This is a genomic window from Spiroplasma endosymbiont of Nomada ruficornis (assembly GCF_964030795.1).
Lineage (GTDB): Bacteria > Bacillota_I > Bacilli_A > Mycoplasmatales > VBWQ01 > Spiroplasma_E > Spiroplasma_E ixodetis_A.
Genome location: NZ_OZ034962.1, coordinates 398380 through 421149 on the forward strand (window position 1 = coordinate 398380; position 22770 = coordinate 421149).

Genomic DNA, 22770 nt, shown 5'->3' on the forward strand with positions numbered 1-22770 from the left:
AATCCTGAACCACCACCTTGATTAACAACTACTACCACAGAAACACCACCATGACCATTATTATTAACTAATGATAATAAACAACAAATGGATTGAGATACATATATTAGTTTAAGTACTTATGGTATATCAAATCTAATTGGTGGGTTAAGTGAACTAATACCTAATAGATTTGAAGTAATAAGAAAAATATGTAATATGGCAACTAGTGGATGTCTAATTTCAAGTGGTGTAGCTATGGGTATAAATAATGATTTTAATAATGCTTATGCAGTACCAACAATAGTTGCTGGTGCAAGTGAAATTATACATAATTTATTACCTATGGAAACTACAAATTATAATCAAGAAATGCAAGAAACATCATTTACAAATGAAACAAGAAGATTAATTAATAGTGATGCTATTAGTAATAATAGTGGAAGTAGTGATGTTTTATATGAAAGACCAACTACATATGATAGTTTATAAAGGAGATGATAACTAATGAATAAAGAAAAATTGATTGAATATTATAACAATGAAATTCAGACATATAAAGAAAGAATGGAACAATTAAATAAAGAAATATCTTTATTGGTAACTATTATAAGTAATTCAAAATCAATGATTGAAAGAATTAATAATGGTCAATTTGACGAATAATTAAAAATAAATAATTGAAAGGAAATAATTGAAAATGAAAGAATTTTTACATGAATTAATTATTATTGGAACAAGTGTAGGAACATTAATTTGTAGAGAATTAATTGTTTGATTTAAAAGATTTATTACAACTCCAAAACATATTAGAAGAAATAATAAAGTGATGAAACATCAAAAAAAATTAGCAAAACTTAATGAAAAAATTAATGGAAAAGAAAATAAATAATAAAGGTGTGATTTAAATGTTAGAAAATGAAACTAATGTTGAACAAAATACTGAACCTTTAATTGAAAATAATAATTTACAACAAGAGCAAGAAATTAAGATTGTTGAATTAGAAAATAAGTTAAATAAACTTAATCAAGAAATTAAAGAAAAAGAAATAATTAATATATTTAAAAAATATCAAGTTAAAAAAGAATTTTATGAATTTTTAAAATTTAAAACAAGTAATATAGAAAATTCAAAAATTGAAGAAACTATTAAAAAAATGATTAAAGAACAACCACTATTTAAAGAACCAATTAATACAGGTGGTAAACAAGAAACAATATTAACAAATCAAGAAACTTCAATAAAAAGTAGTTTATTAGATTATAAAAAGAAAAATAATTTATAAAAGAAAGGAAAATTTAAAATGCCAAATCCAGTGCCATTTAAACAAAATTTAGATAATACTACAAAATTAGTAGAAACACCTGAATTTATAGAATTTTATAAACAATCAAATAGTCCATGAGCAAGTTTTTTTCCAATTGAAATGGTTAATTCTACAAAAATTGAATTTATAGTTAAAAAACCAAAAGACCCAACATTCAAAATACTTCATTGAAATGATAAAAGTAAAGGATTAGAAGTTGGTTATGTTGATACTGATAAAATTATTAAAGAAATTACAAAAGAAGCTAGTACAGGAGAAATGATTGGTGAAGTTGATTTATTTGCAGATAATGGGCAAAATTTACTAGAAAGTATGCAATATGAAGTTGCTAATGATTTAGCAGATTATTTAGCAAATAATGATACAAATACAATTGCTAAATCTGCCAAAAAAGTAATCATTACTGATACAACACCAGTAGGATATTTAAAATCAATGTTATCAGCATGAAATACTTTATTTCAATTAAGAAATAGTAATAATTGTAAATTTTTTATAACAAATAGTCTTTATGATACTTTATTTTATTTAGCAGATAATAAAGGTTTAATTACTGATAATCAACTAGCACAACAATTAAGATTAAATGGAACAAATTTATATATTAAAGGTGTATTATGTCAAATTGTTATGGATGATTATATGACATTTAAAAATACTGAAAATAAAAATCAAATTATGAATTTTGTTTTAGCAACACCAAAAGCAATGAAAAGATATATGTTACAACAAACTAGTATATATGTTGAAGATATTAAAGATGGTAAAGTTCCAAAAAGATATTTAGTTGGTGGACAAGTAACAGGAGAATCTATTCCTTATATGTCAAACTCAGAAACAGAATCAAGATGAATGTTATGTGGTATTGTTAATAAAAAATATTTAAGTGAAGAAATTACAACATTAACAACTAATATTACTGCTGATACTACTAAAAAGAATAAATTATTAGATACAACAATTAAAAATACAACTGAACTAAATAATTTAAATCCAAATTTAACAACTCCAATTATTAATTATTTTAGTGATGCCCAAGGTCAAGTTGATGTAAGTAATCAAAACCAAAAAGCAGGAGATTTATATGTAGTAATCACTACTAATGACACTGATAAAAATTATCAAGGTTCAACAAATCCTATAAAAATAACTATTAAATAAGGATAATTATTATGCCAATTGGTACAACTAGTACAGCAATACTTTTAAACATAAATAAACCAAAACATACTAGAACAAGTCAACAACAAGAACATAAAAGTTGATGATGAGAAATTTTAGAAATGATTGGTGTACAAGTAATAGCAGTAGCACTTGCTCCTTTTACTGGTGGATTAAGTGAAAGTTTAGCACTTGGTTTAGGTGCAAGTGATTTACTTGCTAGTATTAGTGCTGTTGGTGTAGAGTTTTTAACTGATTTTACTATTAATCAAGTTTATGATTATTTAAAAGGAAATGTTACACCATTAAATACTTTTTTTAATATATTACCTGCATTTGCTGGACTTAATAGAATTAGTCGTGGTTATCGTACAACTAAATTTATTAGTTTAGCAGAAAAAACTAAAACATTAGAACAAATTGGCATTAAAAAAGCAAAAAATTTACAAGAAATCATTAGTCAAGTAAGTGGAAAAGAAATTTTAACAGATAAAATTATTGGAAATAAACGTTATTTATTTAATTATAACCATGCTCCAAATCGCGAAACAATAATACAAAATTTAGGTTTTGTTGCTGAAAGACAATATAAAAATAATTTTGCAAAATTAGAAGTACAAGAATTAAAAAATTATTTATTATTACAAAATGAATTAATAAAGTTAAGTCCACAGTTAACTCCTAAATTTAAAATTAAAGATATTGATAAAGCAAACAATTTTTTACAAAAATATAATACTGATTTAAAAGAAGTATTAAAAATGAACCAACATGACTGATTAAATTTAGTTCATACAATACATGCAGAAAATAGATATGGAAAATCTTTAATTTTAGATTTACAACAAATTCGTGCTAATGCAATTAAATTTAATTTTAAAAATAGTTCAATTCATAAATTAGTATTAAAAGCAAATCAAACTTTTAAATATTTTGATATTAAATTTTATTTTAAAAAAGGTTTAAATAAATTTTGAAAAGATACTTCATATTTTGAAAAAATAAGAATAAATATTTATAAATTACAAGAGAAATTCGAAAAATTAGAAAAACAAGCATTTGAAAAAATTAATAAATTAAAAGAAAAAACAATTGATGTATTTACAAGTGCTGAAAAGAAAGCAATTAAACATGCACAATTAATTCCATTAAATTCACCAGTATTTATGGCTTGTAAAATTCAACCTTTATCATTAGATAAATGTGGAATTACTATTTATCATCGTAATCCTAAATATAAACCAATTGTAGTTATTGATAGTATTATCAAAGCAGAAACTTTTGTTATTCAAATACATCCATTTCATTGATATAGATGATATAGCGGTTGATATATTGGATATGGAGTTAGTCAAAATAAATGATTAAAGATAGTTTTAAAATTTATAGGCAAATATTAAGGACAATTAGAACTTATCATAAAGTAGTTAATGTTATTAATAATCCTATTGATAATGTCAATAAATCATTTAAAAGGGTGGGTTTAAAATTATCAGTTAATACTGTATTTGGTACTGGATTGTTAAGACATTTAGAAAAATTTGCATATAATCAAGTTGTAAAAAAAGGAAAGAAAAAATTACAAAAAGAAATTATACATATATCACATAGAAAAACTAAATCAAAAACCAAACGTTATAAAAAAGCATTTTTTAAGGAATGATAAAATATGATTAATAAACTTTGAACTGGTGTCAGTTTAGAAAATTATAATAACTGATATCCATTAACTGGAACAATTACAGAAACACCACGACAATATATAAATACATGACCAAATGTTGATGATTGATTTAAAACATTTGCTATTCGTGCTCAAAATGATATTAATGCTTATCTTGATTTTATTTTATCTAAATTTCCTTTTGATAGTTTTAAAGATGAATTAATTAAAGAAACTTTAAGAGATATGGTTTATGTTATGGTTGAACATTGAGTATTTAATCGTACACCAATTGAATTTAATGTTGATGCTACTATTCAATTTAATAATGGTAATCAATTTAGTGCAAGTAGTACTCCTACGATTAATATTTGAGATTTAGCACCTAGTAGAATGAAAATATGAGCAAGATTAACAGAATTAAAACAAATATTTTCAAATTATAATAATGATGAAATAGATGTTGAAAAAATTAACTTAAAAGCATTTTATACTAGAAACCAAGTTAATGAATTAATTCAAGAACAAAAAGAATTTACATTATCAAAGCAAATAAAATTATATGATGATACCATTAATGGTAATAAAAATGAAACATATAGGGGACCAGTTACAAATTTAATAAATAAAGGTTATGTTGCAACAGAATATGACTCAAAAACTGAAACTATGATTTTAGATTGACCTAATGAAATTGGAACATTACCACCTGATGTTTTACAAAACAATCCACAAATTGGTGATTATACACATGCACCAACTTGTGATTTTTCTGCTAAACAACAAAAACGAATTACTACAAATGAAAATGAAATTACCAAATTAAATAGTGAATTAATTAAAACAAACGAAAATATTAATGATGTTAAAAATAATTGATTTAATATTGAAACTAGTCCCTTATGAAAAAAAGTTGAAAATAATAATATAGAAATATTTAAATGATATTTTATTAAAATCAGTTATCAATATTCAACAGAAAATAACTTTATGAAATTTTATAAAGTAATTAAAATTTATTTAAATAATGTTTTTAACGAATTTGAATTGTTAAATGTTGATTCCATGACTTATGGAGAACAAATACAAAATAAAAATATTTTAAATATTGGAACTATTTACTATAACAATAAAAAGAAACAATTTAGTGGTGGTGGTAATTCTTATCCTGAACTTGGAAAAATTAATTTAATTGGTGATATAGAAGAAATATATCAATATTAAGGAATAGATACACCAACTGAATTTATAGCAGAAGAAAATACTGAACATGATTATTATACAAAACTAGAAACAAATCAATTATTAGATAAAAAACAAGATAAGTTAATTGCTGGTGAAAATATTAAAATTGATGAAAATAATAAAATTAGTGCTACTTGCGGGAAAACTGATTTAACTGATTATTATGCTAAATTGTCAAGGTAAGTGCAACTAAATTATTTTTCTATCCAAATATTCGATTGGTGAAAGATAATTTAGTATTTTTCTCGGTCTTTGATTTAAAGACAATATAAATTTATGAACTTCATTTTTATTAGTTTTTGAAAAAATAAATTTTTTAGGAAATTTTTCTCTAATTAAACCATTAGTATTTTCATTAGTACCTCTTTGTCAAGGTGAATATGGATTGGCAAAATAAATTTTTACATCTAAATTTTTTTCAAGTTGTTGTCAATTTGAAAATTCTTTGCCACGATCAAAAGTAATAGTTTTAACAATGTTTTTAGGAAGAATTGATAAATAATAACTGACATTTTTATTAATAACTTTAGTAGTTCTGTTTTTAACTAATATTGCTAAAGTAAATCGTGATACTCTTTCAACTAAAGTTATTAAACATGATTTGCTTTTACCTCGTGATGATACTATAGTATCTCCTTCTCAATGACCAAGTGTTATACGATCATTAACATTTATATCTCGTTCTTTAATTGATTTACCATTAAACTTGCCACGATTTTCTTTAGATTTTCGTTTTTTACCTTTTCTTCTTAAATTTTTACTAGTAACTTTATCAAGCATTCCAAAATAAATTCAAGTATAAATTGTTTTAAAACTAATAACTCACTCTTTATGAAAATTTTTAATTCTGCCATAAATTTGTTCAGGTGATCAACCTAATAGTAATTTTTGTTGTACATATTTTACTAAATTCTTATTTTTAAACTTATGAAAACTAATATGTGATTGTTTTCGATTTTCAGCTTTATTTTGTGCAATTAATGAAAAATAATGATTATTATCTTTATTTCTATTAATTTCTCGAATAATAGTACTAATACTTCGATTAAGATTTTTAGCTATTTCACTAATTTTAAATTTAAATTTCAATTGATTCTCAATATAAATCCTTTCATCTATGCCAAGATGTTTATAACTCATATAAAAACTCCTTACTTTTTTCTAAACTAAATTTAGCATTATGAAATTTTTATATGAGAATTTTTTGCAATTTTATTTACTTGCACTTACAAGTATAATTCAGCACTTTGATGGTGCATCATTAAGTAATGTTTTAAAAGAAATGAATGATTTAGATAAAATTCGTGCTAAGTTTGAAGGACAAAAACCAAATGAAGTTATTACTAATTTATTTAAACAATGAGAATTAGATTATCCTAACTATACAAATTTACCAAAAGTTAAAATATTAAAACAAATAGTTATAATGCTATCAAAAAATATTTATTCAACCATGTCTATTAATAACGGTTTAAATGATGACTATAAATTATTATTACCTTATTATTTTGAATTAAAATCAAATCCTATACATTCTACACCTGATAAGATTTGAGAATTTAAAGATATAAAAGTAGTATTAAAATCTGCATATTTTGATTTTACAGATATCAATAACATTAAACTAAAAAACAATGACATTAGTCAAAATGAATTATTGAAATTAGATGATAATCAATTTAACTGACTATCCATAACTAATGAATTAGAAAGCAATAATATACCATCATTAATTCCGGCAGATTGAACATTAGGTAATGGTGAATATGGAAAATATTTTACAAGATTAATTATTAATAAAAATAAAACCGAAAATGCTTTAAATTTATATGGTTCAAATAAATCACAATTATTTTCTAAATTAGAATTTTATAAAGAAGTTTTACAAATTGACAATAATAGTGAATTTGAATTACAAATTGAAAATCCAATTAATAACTTAAATCGAATTGAAGTTAGCGGACTATTTGGTGCTGGTAATTATGATTTAATTTTAGTAACAAATAAACAAGAAATAAATTTAAATAATATTAATTTATTTGATAAATATAATGAAAATATTTCTTATATAAATTTAGAAATTTAATTATCAAAATATCCATCTGGATAAATACCATCTCATTTTACTGCATCATCAGTTAATTTATTTGATGCTCAGTAAAGAGTAATTTTATGTTTATTACTTACTGGTCTTGCTCAAATAGTTGCCCCCAGTGTGCTTCATGGTCGTAATCATAAAAATATGTTAATTGATTATTTTTATTATATGAAAATATTCCTAAGATTAAACCGGTAACACCAGTTATTACAGCAAATGATAATGATATTTTTTGAAAATTTGTTTTTATTCATGTTTTCATAATAAATATCTTCTTTTTTCCTTGATTTTACTTTTAAATTGTACTATTTTTGATTATTTTTACAAGTATGCTTTTAAAAGCAAAATAACGCCTAAATTAAAGGTGTTTATTTTTTGATACCTATAATATTAATTGTATTGCGCTTATTTATTATATTGCAAATGTGAAGATACTTTTTTTTACAGTAGCATTATTTTTACCACTAATTACATTTTTATATGGATATAATGCATAAAATAATGCATCATAAGGGTCTTGATACATATTTTTGTCAGGAATGTTAGTTTTGGTTTGGTCATAACGTAATTCTTCTAAACATTGAGTTGTTTTTGGTAAATCATCTTTATTTGCATAAAAATTTCCATAACTCATAATATTTCTCATTCAAACTACTCTATTAGTTAATCCGGCTTCTTGATTTAAATTTGAAGCATGTTTAATAGCGGTTTGTGTTATTAAAATAGTATTGTGTTCATCAATTAATTTTTGATTTAATCAATCCATTGCTGTTCTTGCTTTATCATCATAAAAATAAATTGCTTGTTCAAAATTTTCAAAATTATCCATTAATCCTAAAATTTCATTAACATAAGCATTAATTTTTTCATTTTCATTTATAAAATCATTTGGAGTAACTACTAATTCACAAATAATATAAGCATCATAATAACCAGTATTATTATATTCTTTAAAACCAACTACCATAAATACAGTATGGTCTTTTGGTCCCGTAGCTCAATCAATACCAACACTATAAAAATCAAATTTATACATTTCTTTTTCTTGATTATAAAATTGTTTTAAATCATATGATTGTCAATATTTTACTGTTTTTTGAAATGGGAAAATTGTTGCATCGCTATCTAAAAATTCAAAACCATAATAAACAGTATTATATTCATCTGGATTACTTTTTTCCATTTCTAATAATGTTCTTTGTTGAATGTCAGGTAATTTATTTCAAAATGGTTGAATAGTAAATCTTAAAACAAATAAACCTAAACCACTAAACATATCTTTATTTTCATAATAAACTTTACCAACTTTTTTAAGATTTTTCATGACTTCATCATTTAATGGTAAAAATGGTGTACAGTATTTTAAATAAAATGGATGATATTTATCATAAGGATTACATGTAAAAGTAATGAAAAAACTTTTATAAAAATAACGAGTAATCTTTTGTCCAAAGGTAGAACTATATATATTTTTATCAATAAATGTTCAACTTCACTCTTTAATAGGTTTATTTGATACTTTAATACGATTACTTCTAAACATAGAGTTTTGTAAACGTTCATATCGATATGTTAATTGTTTTTCAGTTAATGTTTCTTTTTCTTCTGCCATAATAATTTCATCTGTTCTTGAACCTAAAAAACTTGACCCACCTGCTTCTTTTCCAAAAATCTTATTACCATTAGCATAACCAATAAAGTCAATTTGTTGATTACTTGGAAAGATAATACATCCCCCATCCTTAGTAATTTTTCATTTAATGCCATGTGGATTATTAGGTAATAAATTAATATTATATGTATCTAATAAAACTTGACAAACATTCATTAAAACACCAATTGTAGTTTCACTATGAGTATTTTCATATCTTCTTACTTCTTGAACACTACTATCTCTAAAATTACAACATATAAATAAATCAAATGCTAAACAGTTTCAAGTTTTTCTTGTTCCACGTGCTGTTGGAACAAAACGATAAAAACAATTAGTAGTAAAATATTCTGCTCATTCATCACCAACAAATTCTTTAAAAATATCTCAACTAAAACCATAATTATTATCACTAAAATTAAGATTATATTTTTTATTTAATTGTCCATAACTACTAATAAAAGCCATATTTACTCCTTATTTTTTAAAAAAAATTAAACTTAAATTATTAACAAACAAAAATTAGAAAGGAACATTAAAAATGTTTATATTACCATTCGCAAATCATTTTGATTGAGACAAACATGATTTTAATCAAGATGAATTAAGTTTAAAACAAACAGAAGAATTATTTGCAAAAATAGATGATTATTTATGAAGTATATGTGATAAATCTGAATATAAATCATATAGATTTAGACAACGAAAATTAAAAGCAAAAAAAGTTTTATTAACTTATAAGCGACGTATTTGTACACATTATAACACAAAAAAACAAAAAATGGAGTACGTATCATTATTAGATAATTCTCTTGGTGTTAAAAAATATAGTAAACTTGCACCTAACGTTATTAAACAAATTTGCTGAATTATACTTGTAAGTGCAAGTAAATAAAATTGCAAAAAATTCTCATATAAAAATTTCATAATGCTAAATTTAGTTTAGAAAAAAGTAAGGAGTTTTTATATGAGTTATAAACATCTTGGCATAGATGAAAGGATTTATATTGAGAATCAATTGAAATTTAAATTTAAAATTAGTGAAATAGCTAAAAATCTTAATCGAAGTATTAGTACTATTATTCGAGAAATTAATAGAAATAAAGATAATAATCATTATTTTTCATTAATTGCACAAAATAAAGCTGAAAATCGAAAACAATCACATATTAGTTTTCATAAGTTTAAAAATAAGAATTTAGTAAAATATGTACAACAAAAATTACTATTAGGTTGATCACCTGAACAAATTTATGGCAGAATTAAAAATTTTCATAAAGAGTGAGTTATTAGTTTTAAAACAATTTATACTTGAATTTATTTTGGAATGCTTGATAAAGTTACTAGTAAAAATTTAAGAAGAAAAGGTAAAAAACGAAAATCTAAAGAAAATCGTGGCAAGTTTAATGGTAAATCAATTAAAGAACGAGATATAAATGTTAATGATCGTATAACACTTGGTCATTGAGAAGGAGATACTATAGTATCATCACTAGGTAAAAGCAAATCATGTTTAATAACTTTAGTTGCAAGAGTATCACGATTTACTTTAGCAATATTAGTTAAAAACAGAACTACTAAAGTTATTAATAAAAATGTCAGTTATTATTTATCAATTCTTCCTAAAAACATTGTTAAAACTATTACTTTTGATCGTGGCAAAGAATTTTCAAATTGACAACAACTTAAAAAAATTTAGATGTAAAAATTTATTTTGCCAATCCATATTCACCTTGACAAAGAGGTACTAATGAAAATACTAATGGTTTAATTAGAGAAAAATTTCCTAAAAAATTTATTTTTTCAAAAACTAATAAAAATGAAGTTCATAAATTTATATTGTCTTTAAATCAAAGACCGAGAAAAATACTAAATTATCTTTCACCAATCGAATATTTGGATAGAAAAATAATTTAGTTGCACTTACCTTTACAATTTAGCATTATTAATAAATTTATTTATATTTTTTCAATATCTTTAAAACTATTTATTAAAATTTGTTCTCAATCAATTATTTGCTTTAAATCATTTTCTAAAAGTTCACATTCTTTAATCTTTGGTTGTGTAACAGGGTTTTTGGGAACAAATAATGAACAACAATCAGCGAATGGTAAAATTGATGTTTCATAAGTACCAATTTTTTTAGCAAGATTAATAATATCAACTTTATCTTCGGCAATTAAACTACGCAAAATTGGTAAATTGCTAACAATATTAATAGCATTAATACTTGCTAATGTTTGTGAAGCAACCTGACCAATCGCTTCACCGATTGCTAATGCTTGAATTTTATATTTTTCTGCAAATAAACTAGCAATTCTAATAAACATTCTACGCATTAAAGTAATACGATAACTTTCTTTCTTAATATGACTTAATTCATTTTGCAAGTTAGTAAAATTGCAAATATATAAATTTTTACTACCAGCATTATAAGGTGCTAAAATTTGAACTAAAGTTTCTACTTTTTTTAATGCTGTTGGTAAAGTAAAAGGTGGAGTAGCAAAATGTAAATATTGAACTTGTAATCCTCGTTTCATTAATTTATATGCTGCTACAGGGGAATCAATACCACCGCTCAATAATAATAACACTTTCCCTGAACTACCTACTGGAAATCCACCAGCACCAATAATTTTATTTGCAAATAAATAAATATCATCCTTATTAACTTTGATATTTATTTTTAAATCAGGATTAGTAACATTAACTTTTAAATCTGTTTTTTTTAAAATTATAGAAGCTATAATTTTAACTATTTGTTCTGAATTTAATGAAAAACTCTTATCACTACGACTAACAAAAAGTTTAAATGTTTTAAAATTTGTTAGATCTTGACTTAAAATTAATGATATTACTTTTTCTGATAATATTTCCATATTTTTAGCAATTCTAAAAGCAGGTGATAATGAACTAATACCAAATATTTTCACCAAAATATTAATAACATCATTCATTACGTCAAGAGATAAATTAGTTAGTTCCATCCGATCATGAAAATGAATAATATTTATTTGTTTATAATCACTAAGAGCATACTTAATATTTATTTTTAATTGTTTAATAAAATCAATCCGATTTTTACTTTTAGTTGTTAATTCACCATAACGAATAATAATAATTGGTACCATTTAAATTTCCTCTTTTTTAAAATTTATTCCATTAATTCCAATAATAATGTTAATGCTTTTTGATTATGATTATTAGTGATATTATTTTCAATTTCATTAAATTTACTATTAAGTTGCTGATTAATTGAACGATGACGATTAGCATAAACAAGAGTTAAATGTGATAATTTATGAATAGTAATTTCCATTTTTAATTCAGTATAAAGATGAAAAATTTTATTTTGTAAATCATTAAATTTACTAAAAGAAGAATTATCATAATTTCCATTTTTAAAATTTAAAATAGTATCATTTATTAAATATTGTAAATCACTAAACTTTTCTTTATAAATTTCATTTAAATAATAAAAATTAATATTATTTAAAATATTATCAATTTGTAACATCATTGAATTGATTTTATCAACATAAGTTTTAAATTTAATTTTTGCTTGATTTTGTTCATTCAACAATTTATTATACTCTTTTAAACTATTAAAAACAACAATACTATTTTCAAATAACGCCGCTAATAACATCACTAATGTTTCATAACTAGTATTTTTTATTGATTTTTGATGTTCTATGATTAATAAATTATCAAAATCATTAACAGTAGCAAGTTGTTTATTAATAATAGTTTCTAAGTTAGTTATTTTGCTATTTTCTATCATTTTAGAATTAATTTTATTTGAAAGAGCAATTTCATTTTTAATAGTTTCAAATATTTCATTAAAATTAAAACTCATAACTAAAAATTTTTCATAATTTTGTTTAAAAATATTATAAAATATTTGTTCTTTATCAATTTTATTACTAAAAGTGGCAATTAATTTTAATATTTCTTGAGTGTTAACCTTAGCTTTTTTGTATTGTAAATTATTAATTTGTTTATTAATAAAACTTAACTTTTCATCAACGTTTGCTACTAATTGTTCGTATTGTAAAAGTAAAGTATTATTTATTTTTATCATTTGATATTTATTTTTTAAGGCCGCCATTTTTTGTTTAATTTCATATGTTATAATATAACGAAGTGTTGGTAAATTATCTAAAATTTCTGCCAATGTTACAACAGCAATCGCAATCTCACTTAAAATAGTAATAATTTGACTAACATTAATAGCATTAATATTTGTTTCTAATTCTTTAAACATATCATTAATTATTTTAATAACTTCATCTAATTGTTCTCGATTAAGATCATTTTGTAAATTAATCTTGATCATTTGATCTTGTAAATAATTAAAATTTTGTTTAAAAAATAATTGATATTCTCGTAATAATTGATCAATACTAATAAAATAATCTATTTCAATTGTTAATAACTGCAATTGATTTTTTAAATTATTACTTTTATTATGCATTCTATACATTAATTTATATCTTTTTCATAATTCTTTATTATTTTGTAATTTTAAAATTTGAATATATTTTTTAAAAACCTTATTTAAATCTTTTTTTAAAAAAAGATTATAACGACTAATTCAAATCCCTAAAATAGAACTATATTGTTCATTTGCTTGTACCATTTGATTAATACGATTTAATCTTTCTTTAATATTAATATTTTGAATATATTGCAAATTTTTATAAACCATAAATTGTTTATTTTTATATGAACTAAAAATTACTAATAAACTTGTTAAAACGATAATAGTAAAAATTAATAAACTAATAATAGTTATTATAATAATTTGTGCACTAGTTAATTTATAAATTTTTATTAACATCAACATAGTTTTATTCTCCTTTCCTTATATTTTAAATATATTAAAAGATATTAATCTTTTATTTTATTATTACTTCTAAAATATTTAATAATATCAACTAAACCTAAAAATAACATTTGTGGTTCATAAATATAAGAAAAATCAAAATAAGATTTTAAAATTGGTACACTACCTCCTGTTAAAATTACAGGTAAACTAATATTTGTTTCATTTTGAATTCTAGCAACTATACTATTAATCATTGCACTAAAACCATAACCATAACCAATTGATAAAGCATGATTAGTATTTTTACCTAACATTGATTGATAATGTTGCATTTCAAAATCAACAAGTAAAGCAGCATTATCAATCAATGCATCTTTACTTGTACTAAATCCAGGTCCAATAATAACACCAACCAAAACATCATTAACAACAACACTATAGGTAGTAGCAGTTCCCAAACTAACAACTATCGCATTGTGATACTTAGTATAAGCAGCATATGATAATGCTATCAAATCACTACCTAATTGACGATTTTCTAAATTAAGTTTTAAAGGTAAAGAACTTAGTAAATTAAAATCAACAATTAACGGTTTTAAATTATATGTAAAAACAATTAATTTTTCTATTATTATTAAAAAATTTGGAACAACACAACTAATAACAGCTTCTTCAAAATGTAATTTTTTATTTAATTTAAATGCTTTTTTCAATTGAACAATTGCATTTTTACTTTTGGTTTCTATTACTGCTCATTGTTCAATAATTTCACTATCATTAATCATAGCAATCTTAATTAATGTATTACCAATATCTACTAATAACAAACTTTTCATTATTATACTTGTTGAACCATTTCTTTAGTTGAAGCTAATTCATCATATAGTGTACGAACAAGATTATTTAAGTTTTCAACTTGTAAAAACTTACCACTACGAGCTATTGAAACAGAACCATTAGTTTCACTAACAATAACTGATACTGCATCGGTTTGCTCTGATATTCCAATAGCAGCACGATGACGTGAACCAAATTGACTAGATATTTTTTTATTAGTTAGTGGAAAATAAGTAGAGGCACATTCAATACGACCTAAACGAATAATAACTGCACCATCATGCAATGGTGAACCTTTAATAAAAATAGATTGTAATAGTTGTGAAGTTACTTCACCATCAATTTTTACTCCCAAATCAGTATATTCATTTAATGAAACATTCCTTTCAATAGTAATTAGTGCTCCAATTTTTTCTTCTGCTAATTTAATCACTGCTTCTGCTAAAACACTTGCTAACATTCTTTTTTCTGAAGTTGCTAGTAGTTTCATATGAGATTTATTTCTTGTGGTTCATCAAACTTTTTTACCACGAATAAAGGTATTCATAACTATTAAAATAAGAATTGTCATTAATAAAGAAATGGTTATTCCAAATAAAACCGCTATTTCAGCAATAACTGTTCCAATATCTGCTGAAATTACAGTCGAAATAATATTTAACGGTAATACACTCATATTAAATACCACCATTCCTTTATTTTTTGATTCCACTACTTTAATTATAAAGTAAAAAAATTATTTTTGATATTATTAGTATAACAACTTATCATAATTTACAAAATACTCCTTTTAAATTTATTTTTAAAAGGAGTACTAATATTTTTGATAATTTTAGATTTTATCTTATATAAGTTTATAAAATTATTATTTGTTAATTATCTTTATTAACTATAAATTTGGTACAGTGTTATGAACATAATTTTTATTTACTACGGATAATGTTGATAAATTCTTATTTACTTCTGCTTTTATTAAAAAATCATTATCACTATCTTTACTATTTTCTCTTGAAGATAATTTAGTTTGTAATTTTTCAATTAATTTTAGTGAATTTGATAGTTTTTCCTGTAATCATACTGATGCTACTGATATATCTGTGATTGTTACTGTTGCTGGTTCTGTTTTTAATTTTTCTAATTTTTCTGATGAATTTGATAATTGTTCTTCTAATTTTTTTAAAGATTCTACTAATTCTTTTAATGTTTCATCTTCTCATACTTTTTCTTTTAATGTTTGTAATACTTTTAATGCTGTTAATACTTTTGTTTCTAATGTTTTTACTTGATTTTCTATCTTATCTTTTGCTTTATTTTTTCTCTTACTGGTTTTGATTGATTCTTTTCCTCCAGATATTACTTTTCCTAACCCGACTAGTGTTTTTAGCAAGATTGCAATTGATTTAGCGTCCATATTTTATTCACCTTTTCTAATTAAATAAAAAAATCTATTACTTTAAAATGCTAAATTGTAAAGGTAAGTGCAACTAAATTATTTTTCTATCCAAATATTCGATTGGTGAAAGATAATTTAATATTTTTCTCGGTCTTTGATTTAAAGACAATATAAATTTATGAACTTCATTTTTATTAGTTTTTGAAAAAATAAATTTTTTAGGAAATTTTTCTCTAATTAAACCATTAGTATTTTCATTAGTACCTCTTTGTCAAGGTGAATATGGATTGGCAAAATAAATTTTTACATCTAAATTTTTTTCAAGTTGTTGTCAATTTGAAAATTCTTTGCCACGATCAAAAGTAATAGTTTTAACAATGTTTTTAGGAAGAATTGATAAATAATAACTGACATTTTTATTAATAACTTTAGTAGTTCTGTTTTTAACTAATATTGCTAAAGTAAATCGTGATACTCTTTCAACTAAAGTTATTAAACATGATTTGCTTTTACCTCGTGATGATACTATAGTATCTCCTTCTCAATGACCAAGTGTTATACGATCATTAACATTTATATCTCGTTCTTTAATTGATTTACCATTAAACTTGCCACGATTTTCTTTAGATTTTCGTTTTTTACCTTTTCTTCTTAAATTTTTACTAGTAACTTTATCAAGCATTCCAAAATAAATTCAAGTATAAATTGTTTTAAAACTAATAACTCACTCTTTATGAAAATTTTTAATTCTGCCATAAATTTGTTCAGGTGATCAACCTAATAGTAATTTTTGTTGTACATATTTTACTAAATTCTTATTTTTAAACTTATGAAAACTAATATGTGATTGTTTTCGATTTTCAGCTTTATTTTGTGCAATTAATGAAAAATAATGATTATTATCTTTATTTCTATTAATTTCTCGAATAATAGTACTAATACTTCGATTAATATTTTTAGCTATTTCACTAATTTTAAATTTAAATTTCAATTGATTCTCAATATAAATCCTTTCATCTATGCCAAGATGTTTATAACTCATATAAAAACTCCTTGCTTTTTTCTAAACTAAATTTAGCATTATGAAATTTTTATATGAGAATTTTTTGCAATTTTATTTACTTGCACTTACAAGTATAATTCAGCAAATTAAAGAAATAGGATTTAAAATAAACTTGATATTAAGTTTATAAAATTATTGTATTATAGTTTTCTATACTATTATATTTTTATACAAATTAACATCGTTAAATGTTTTTAATATTTAATTCTAAACTATCAAATCAAAAACTAATTAATATTATTTTTAATAATATCTGTTATTTCTTTAACAGCAATATCTAAGTCATCGTTAATAACAATATAATCATATTCATGTTGAACTTTAAATTCTTCTTTTGCTTTATTTAACCTTTTCTCAATAATTGCTTCTGACTCACTAGCACGCATACGAATTCTTTGTTCTAATTCTTGATAAGAAGGAGGCATAATAAAAATACTCATAATATCATTGCGATGTTCATAATTTTTTAAAACTTGACTAGCACCATCAACCTCAATTTCCAAAATAACGTTATAACCTTGATTTTGCAAATTTAAAACATAACTCTTACTAGTACCATAGTAATTACCAATAAAATTTGTATATTCTAAAAAATCATTACCTTTAACATGATTTAAAAAAGTTGATACATCAACAAAAAAATAATTAATGCCATCTTGTTCTTTATTACGTGGTTTTCTTGTTGTCATCGAAACTGAATATGCTAAATTTAATGATTTATCAGCAAATAATTTAGCAATAATTGCACCCTTACCAACACCACTTGGTCCAGAAAGAATAATTAATTTTCCTTTTTTTTGTGCCATTTACATTCTACTTTCTACTTTTCATAAAATTGAATTATTTTAATATATATTTTACCGTATTTTTTATTAGATACTACTTTAAAATGGAAATTTAATTGTAAATTTTCAAGTGGTACATTTGTTTCTAAAACAATTAAAGCATTATTAGCAAGTAAATTATTTTTATAAAAGAAATCAATAATTCACTGTTGACAAGTAATATTTGCAAACGGTGGATCAATAAAAACAATATCACACTGTTGTACTAGTGTTTTACTAAAAATTTGATAATCCAAATTACTTAATTTAACTTGTTCTTGTAAATTACAAGCAAAACAATTTTGATTAATAATATTACAAGCAGCTTTATTAATATCATTTGCAAAAGCAAATTTTGCCCCTCGTGATAAACTTTCAAGAATTAAATTACCACTTCCAGCAAATAAATCAACAACAATTTTATCTTCAAAACTACAATAATTTAACATAATATTAAAAATATTTTCTTTAATTCGATTTAATGTTGGCCGTGTTGATAAACCATCTAAAGTAATTATTTTTTTTCCTTTTAATTTTCCAGCAATAATTTTCATGTTTTCCCCAAAATTTAGTTTATAATAACTTTATCATTAAATTTGATAAAAGCAAATTAGTTTAATTTATTATTTATTACAAACTGATGAAAGGATCTGCAATGTTAAAAAAATTACAAAACGAAGTACCATCAGCATCTTGAATTACTGAAGATACAAAACCTAGTTTATTAAAACCTTGTGCTGATGTTATTTTACCCTTAACACCTAAAGATGAAAATATTATGAAACGTATGATTGATTGAGTAAAAGCATCACAAGATAAAGAATTTAATGCTAACAACATTTTAACCGAAGCTATTGGTATTGCTGCACCACAAATTGGAGAAAATATAAAAATGTATTATATTTTATTACCAATTCCTGATAAAAATGAAAAGATTATTTACTATGAACATGCATTAATAAATCCAAAAATCATTGGTAAAAGCGAACAAATAGCTTATTTAAAAAAAGGTGAAGGTTGTTTAAGTGTAACTAATCACCCTCATGAAGGTTTAGTTCCACGTAGTTATAAAATCAACGTTACAGGTTATGACTATTTAAAAAAGAAAAAAGTAACTTTAACTGTTAGAGGTTATGAAGCAATTGTTTTTCAACATGAGCAAGACCATTTAGAAGGAAAACTCTTTTATCATCACATTAATAAGGATAATCCTTGACTTCATGATGATAAATGGATTATGATATAAAGTAGAATGATAAACTTAAGTTTTTAAATTGTTTTATTATAGTTAAATATAATATACCAAATAAGTAATAAGTAAAAACATGATTAAATTCATTACATTTTTTTATGTTATGTTTTATGTTATTTCCTTATAATTTTAAAATGAATGAAGGAGAAAAAATATGAGTGATACACCCACAAAAAATACTATGCCAGTTAAAAAGTTCGTCACGAAAATCTTTGCGCTTGGTGGGCTAGAAGAAGTTGGAAAAAATACTTATGTAATTGAACAAGATAATGAAATTATTATTATTGATTCTGGAGTAAAATTTGCTGATGCTTCTATGCCAGGAATTGAAGCAGTAATTCCTGATTATAGTTACCTAAAAGAAAATAAACATAAAATTAAAGGAATATTTATTACTCATGGTCATGAAGATCATATTGGTGGTATACCATACTTATTAAAAGAAATTAGTGATATTCCAGCTATTTATGCTCCTAACTTAGCAGCAGCTTTAATTCGTCATAAAATTAAGGACAAAGGAATAAAATCAAAAATAAAAATAAATATTGTTGATGGTAATAGTAAAATTAAAACTAACAGATTTATTATTAGTTTTTTTGCTGTTAATCATTCAATTCCTGATGCATATGGAATTTGCGTAGAAAATTCAAATGGAACTGTTGTAACAACAGGTGATTATAAATTCGATTGAACACCTTTAGGTCATAAAGCAGATATTGATAAAATGGCACAAATGGGTCAAAAAGGAGTAACATTATTTTTAGCAGATTCAACGAATGCTGAAGTACCCGGTTATACAATGACAGAAATGCTTGTTGTTAAAAGAATTAGTGAAATATTTGCTAAAGCGAAGGGCAGAATTTTAATTTCTACTTTTGCTTCTAATGTACACCGTTTACAACAAATTATTGAAGTTGCAACAAAACATAATAGAAAAGTTATTGTTGTTGGAAGAAGTTTAGAAAGAATAGTTAATGTTATTCGTCAAATGGGACATTTAAAAGTTCGTGATAGTTCATTTATTAAAGCAGAAGAAGCTAAAAAATATGATAATAATCAAATTGTTATTATTTGTACGGGTTCCCAAGGTGAACCAATGGCAGCATTATCAAGAATTGCTAATCGCGAACATCGTCAAATAAAAATTATACCCGGTGATACAATAATATTCTCTTCATCAGCAATTCCCGGTAACCGTGCTGACGTTGAAAGAGTAGTTAATAAACTAACACGACTTAGTGCGATTGTTGAAGAAAATTCACCATTAAATTGATTGCATACTTCTGGTCATGCTTCACAAGAAGAACAAAAATTAATGTTAAATTTAATTAAACCATCATACTTTATGCCAATGCATGGTGATTATCGAATGTTAAAAGTTCATAAAGAAACAGCTGTATCAATTGGAATCCCTGAAGAAAATATATTTATTTGTGCTAACGGTGATCCAATTATTATGGATAATGGTAAATGTTCTTTAAGCGATAAACGCATTGCTGCTGATCCTATTTATGTTGATGGTGGTAAAGATATGTCAGGAGTAACAACTGCTGCAGTAATCCGTGATAGACAAATTCTTTCTAAAGATGGTTTAATTGCAATTGTTGTTTCTATTGATTCACAAAATAATAAATTATTAGCACCACCAACGTTTATTTCTCGCGGTTCTTTCTATGTTCGTGATGCAGCACCTTTAGTATCTGAAGCAATATCATTACTAACAAAAGCTATTAATGAAGTATTAAAAAGCGAAAGACCTACTTTTGCTACAATAAAAAATGCTATCAAATCAACATTAGCACCTTATATATTTAAAAAGAAAAGAAGAAACCCTTTAATTATTCCTGTTATATTAAATAAAAAATCGTTTTAAAAACTATTTTTTATTTTTTTTGATATATTTTATTAAACATAATTAGCATTGAATATGATGTTATTATTAAGGGTTAACTATTAATTCTTCTCCTACAAGAATCATAACTTCACCGATTTTAAATCTAACTGTAATTTTATCATTGGCCATAAAATTACCTGTTGATTTATCATTTTTTGTTACTAATAATTTTAGTGATCCTTTATTTAATAATTTTTGGATTCCAAAGATTGTTTTAACATTATCTTTAGAATTATCTAACATTGAAGTCAAATCACTCTTAATTTGAAATTTACTTACTGATTGACCTACTTTAAATTCACTTTGAAAATTACTATTAAAATCTGTTTTTTTTAATTGGAAAAATATCATGACCAACTACTCCGTTTGGACTTGTTTTTATAACTACTTTATATTTATCAGTTTTTGTAACACCATTTGTAAACATTATATTATATGAACCTTTTACAATGTAAAAATCATTTTTGTCTGTTACTGGATTTAAATCAACATTAATATTTGAAATAATAGTAGTTACATTATTTAATTCTGTTTCATTAAAAATAGCATCTTCTAATTTTGTGCCACTATCAATTTTAATATTTAAGGCATTTTTTAAAAATTGAAAACTTTCTTCATCTTTAGCTTTTTTATCATTTTTAATCAAATTTATTACCTTAATATTAGTTGGATTGATTTTTCAGGTTACTTGTGATTTATCATTTTCATCAATATTAATAGTAGGCATTAATAATCCTTCACCAGTAGCATTAGTCAATTTTCAACCTTGTGAAACTTTTGCATTTAATAAATTTTCTTCGAAATCTTGATTATCACATGCAATAACTGAGCTTGTGCTAACTGTAGTTAAAGTAACTGCTGACATTAATCTTAATACCGATTTTATAATATTCATATTTTTCTCCTTAATCTTTAAATCTTTTTTACTATACCTATTGTATACAATTTTTGTTATATTACATTAATTATTATTTTATTATGATTTGAGTGTTTACTTAATTAATTGTATAAATTTAATCTGTATAATTAAATGAAAATTACCTTTATATTTGTAAAGTTTGTTTATTATTAATTGTTAAAAAATTATTATCATCTTCAATTAAATTTATGTTATTTTTAAAATAATCAAAAGCATCAATAGCAACTTCATCAACATCATAATAATAATTTATAATGTTAAATCTATTTTTATTAGCATTTTTATCTTTTTTATCTAAAGGTTTAATAAAACAAGATTTTTTTCTTGATAATAAATCAATATTTTTTTCTAAAAATATTCTATCTTCTTCATTTATTTGAACTTTTGATTTAATTGCTAAAGCATTTTCTTTTTTTAGTAACATAAAAGCATGATTTCATGCTGAATTCCCCGAACTATCTTTATAATCAATATCAACTGATCATTTTGTTACTAAATAAGTTACTAATTTTTGTCAATCATTTAATACTGCTATATGCAATAATGAATAATTTTCCTCTTAAAATTTTAGACTATTAATAAATTCTTTTTTAAAAAAAAGATTTAGTTGTCCAACAATATTTTTGGTTTTT

At 23.1% G+C, this 22770-nt stretch carries 27 protein-coding genes; 13 read left to right on the top strand and 14 right to left on the bottom strand.

Going from position 1 to position 22770, the window contains the following annotated elements:
- Nucleotides 1-87: 87 nt before the first annotated feature.
- From AAHM79_RS02430 to AAHM79_RS02465, 8 genes are read left to right on the top strand one after another with little or no spacing between them, the layout of a single operon-like run.
- Nucleotides 88-471 (top strand): hypothetical protein, encoded by a 384-nt coding sequence (locus tag AAHM79_RS02430; RefSeq protein ID WP_342257220.1) that lies wholly within the window; start codon nucleotides 88-90, stop codon nucleotides 469-471.
- A 15-nt stretch (nucleotides 472-486) separates the two neighbouring features.
- Complete coding sequence (locus AAHM79_RS02435; RefSeq protein ID WP_338957552.1) at nucleotides 487-645, top strand: hypothetical protein; 159 nt, start codon at nucleotides 487-489, stop codon at nucleotides 643-645.
- 34 nt (nucleotides 646-679) lie between these two features.
- Entirely contained in the window at nucleotides 680-871 is a 192-nt protein-coding gene (locus AAHM79_RS02440) for a hypothetical protein (protein ID WP_338957816.1), read from the top strand.
- A gap of 16 nt (nucleotides 872-887) precedes the next feature.
- Entirely contained in the window at nucleotides 888-1265 is a 378-nt protein-coding gene (locus AAHM79_RS02445) for a hypothetical protein (RefSeq protein WP_342257219.1), read from the top strand.
- An 18-nt stretch (nucleotides 1266-1283) separates the two neighbouring features.
- Entirely contained in the window at nucleotides 1284-2468 is a 1185-nt protein-coding gene (locus tag AAHM79_RS02450) for a hypothetical protein (protein WP_342258031.1), read from the top strand.
- Between the two features lie 11 nt (nucleotides 2469-2479).
- Entirely contained in the window at nucleotides 2480-3868 is a 1389-nt protein-coding gene (locus AAHM79_RS02455) for a hypothetical protein (protein ID WP_342258032.1), read from the top strand.
- Nucleotides 3829-4134: a hypothetical protein gene (locus AAHM79_RS02460; protein WP_342258033.1), complete on the top strand. Its 306-nt coding sequence runs from the start codon at nucleotides 3829-3831 to the stop codon at nucleotides 4132-4134. The genes AAHM79_RS02455 and AAHM79_RS02460 overlap by 40 nt, the downstream gene beginning before the upstream one ends.
- A gap of 3 nt (nucleotides 4135-4137) precedes the next feature.
- Complete coding sequence (locus AAHM79_RS02465; protein WP_342258034.1) at nucleotides 4138-5355, top strand: hypothetical protein; 1218 nt, start codon at nucleotides 4138-4140, stop codon at nucleotides 5353-5355.
- Nucleotides 5356-5565: 210 nt separating this feature from the next.
- Here the strand turns inward: AAHM79_RS02465 and AAHM79_RS02470 are convergent, their stop codons facing one another.
- Complete coding sequence (locus AAHM79_RS02470; protein WP_338979395.1) at nucleotides 5566-6516, bottom strand: IS30 family transposase; 951 nt, start codon at nucleotides 6514-6516, stop codon at nucleotides 5566-5568.
- A 40-nt stretch (nucleotides 6517-6556) separates the two neighbouring features.
- On the opposite strand from AAHM79_RS02470, the gene AAHM79_RS02475 reads away from it, so the two are divergent.
- A complete protein-coding gene (locus AAHM79_RS02475; RefSeq protein ID WP_342258035.1) occupies nucleotides 6557-7462 on the top strand; it encodes a hypothetical protein in 906 nt (301 codons plus the stop codon).
- Between the two features lie 97 nt (nucleotides 7463-7559).
- Here the strand turns inward: AAHM79_RS02475 and AAHM79_RS02480 are convergent, their stop codons facing one another.
- Both AAHM79_RS02480 and AAHM79_RS02485 read right to left on the bottom strand, forming a co-directional pair.
- Nucleotides 7560-7736, bottom strand: coding sequence for a hypothetical protein (locus AAHM79_RS02480; RefSeq protein WP_342258036.1), 177 nt, complete (start codon nucleotides 7734-7736; stop codon nucleotides 7560-7562).
- 150 nt (nucleotides 7737-7886) lie between these two features.
- Nucleotides 7887-9593, bottom strand: coding sequence for a hypothetical protein (locus AAHM79_RS02485; RefSeq protein WP_342258037.1), 1707 nt, complete (start codon nucleotides 9591-9593; stop codon nucleotides 7887-7889).
- A gap of 73 nt (nucleotides 9594-9666) precedes the next feature.
- Here AAHM79_RS02485 and AAHM79_RS02490 point away from each other — a divergent pair, with 73 nt between their 5' ends.
- Both AAHM79_RS02490 and AAHM79_RS02495 read left to right on the top strand, forming a co-directional pair.
- Nucleotides 9667-10020, top strand: a complete 354-nt coding sequence (locus AAHM79_RS02490; RefSeq protein WP_342258038.1) for a hypothetical protein — start codon at nucleotides 9667-9669, stop codon at nucleotides 10018-10020.
- Between the two features lie 72 nt (nucleotides 10021-10092).
- Nucleotides 10093-10824, top strand: coding sequence for an IS30 family transposase (locus tag AAHM79_RS02495; RefSeq protein ID WP_342258039.1), 732 nt, complete (start codon nucleotides 10093-10095; stop codon nucleotides 10822-10824).
- A gap of 259 nt (nucleotides 10825-11083) precedes the next feature.
- Here the strand turns inward: AAHM79_RS02495 and thiI are convergent, their stop codons facing one another.
- The 8 genes from thiI to AAHM79_RS02535 all read right to left on the bottom strand — a co-directional run bounded on the left by thiI (nucleotide 11084) and on the right by AAHM79_RS02535 (nucleotide 18627).
- Complete coding sequence (thiI, locus tag AAHM79_RS02500) at nucleotides 11084-12256, bottom strand: tRNA uracil 4-sulfurtransferase ThiI (RefSeq protein WP_342258040.1); 1173 nt, start codon at nucleotides 12254-12256, stop codon at nucleotides 11084-11086.
- Nucleotides 12257-12279: 23 nt separating this feature from the next.
- Nucleotides 12280-13974, bottom strand: coding sequence for a hypothetical protein (locus AAHM79_RS02505; protein WP_342258041.1), 1695 nt, complete (start codon nucleotides 13972-13974; stop codon nucleotides 12280-12282).
- 44 nt (nucleotides 13975-14018) lie between these two features.
- The gene (locus AAHM79_RS02510) at nucleotides 14019-14792 is read right to left on the bottom strand and encodes a type III pantothenate kinase (RefSeq protein WP_342258042.1); all 774 of its coding nucleotides are present in this window, start codon (nucleotides 14790-14792) and stop codon (nucleotides 14019-14021) included.
- Nucleotides 14793-14794: 2 nt separating this feature from the next.
- Nucleotides 14795-15469 (bottom strand): diadenylate cyclase, encoded by a 675-nt coding sequence (locus tag AAHM79_RS02515; RefSeq protein ID WP_252320291.1) that lies wholly within the window; start codon nucleotides 15467-15469, stop codon nucleotides 14795-14797.
- Between the two features lie 213 nt (nucleotides 15470-15682).
- The gene (locus AAHM79_RS02520; RefSeq protein ID WP_342258043.1) at nucleotides 15683-16204 is read right to left on the bottom strand and encodes a hypothetical protein; all 522 of its coding nucleotides are present in this window, start codon (nucleotides 16202-16204) and stop codon (nucleotides 15683-15685) included.
- A gap of 73 nt (nucleotides 16205-16277) precedes the next feature.
- Nucleotides 16278-17228 (bottom strand): IS30 family transposase, encoded by a 951-nt coding sequence (locus AAHM79_RS02525; RefSeq protein WP_342258044.1) that lies wholly within the window; start codon nucleotides 17226-17228, stop codon nucleotides 16278-16280.
- 248 nt (nucleotides 17229-17476) lie between these two features.
- Entirely contained in the window at nucleotides 17477-18055 is a 579-nt protein-coding gene (gene gmk, locus AAHM79_RS02530; protein ID WP_338957663.1) for a guanylate kinase, read from the bottom strand.
- Nucleotides 18056-18069: 14 nt separating this feature from the next.
- Entirely contained in the window at nucleotides 18070-18627 is a 558-nt protein-coding gene (locus AAHM79_RS02535; protein WP_338957664.1) for an RsmD family RNA methyltransferase, read from the bottom strand.
- A 101-nt stretch (nucleotides 18628-18728) separates the two neighbouring features.
- Here AAHM79_RS02535 and def point away from each other — a divergent pair, with 101 nt between their 5' ends.
- Both def and AAHM79_RS02545 read left to right on the top strand, forming a co-directional pair.
- Nucleotides 18729-19319, top strand: a complete 591-nt coding sequence (gene def / locus AAHM79_RS02540; protein WP_342258045.1) for a peptide deformylase — start codon at nucleotides 18729-18731, stop codon at nucleotides 19317-19319.
- Nucleotides 19320-19479: 160 nt separating this feature from the next.
- On the top strand, nucleotides 19480-21198 hold the full coding sequence (locus AAHM79_RS02545; RefSeq protein ID WP_342258046.1) for a ribonuclease J: 1719 nt from the start codon (nucleotides 19480-19482) through the stop codon (nucleotides 21196-21198).
- 66 nt (nucleotides 21199-21264) lie between these two features.
- Here AAHM79_RS02545 and AAHM79_RS02550 read toward each other — a convergent pair whose 3' ends face one another.
- From AAHM79_RS02550 to AAHM79_RS02560, 3 genes are all read right to left on the bottom strand, one after another.
- Entirely contained in the window at nucleotides 21265-21570 is a 306-nt protein-coding gene (locus tag AAHM79_RS02550; RefSeq protein ID WP_342258047.1) for a hypothetical protein, read from the bottom strand.
- Nucleotides 21536-22114 (bottom strand): hypothetical protein, encoded by a 579-nt coding sequence (locus tag AAHM79_RS02555; protein ID WP_342258048.1) that lies wholly within the window; start codon nucleotides 22112-22114, stop codon nucleotides 21536-21538. The genes AAHM79_RS02550 and AAHM79_RS02555 overlap by 35 nt, the downstream gene beginning before the upstream one ends.
- A 148-nt stretch (nucleotides 22115-22262) precedes the next feature.
- Nucleotides 22263-22679 (bottom strand): hypothetical protein, encoded by a 417-nt coding sequence (locus tag AAHM79_RS02560; RefSeq protein ID WP_342258049.1) that lies wholly within the window; start codon nucleotides 22677-22679, stop codon nucleotides 22263-22265.
- Nucleotides 22680-22770: the final 91 nt, after the last annotated feature.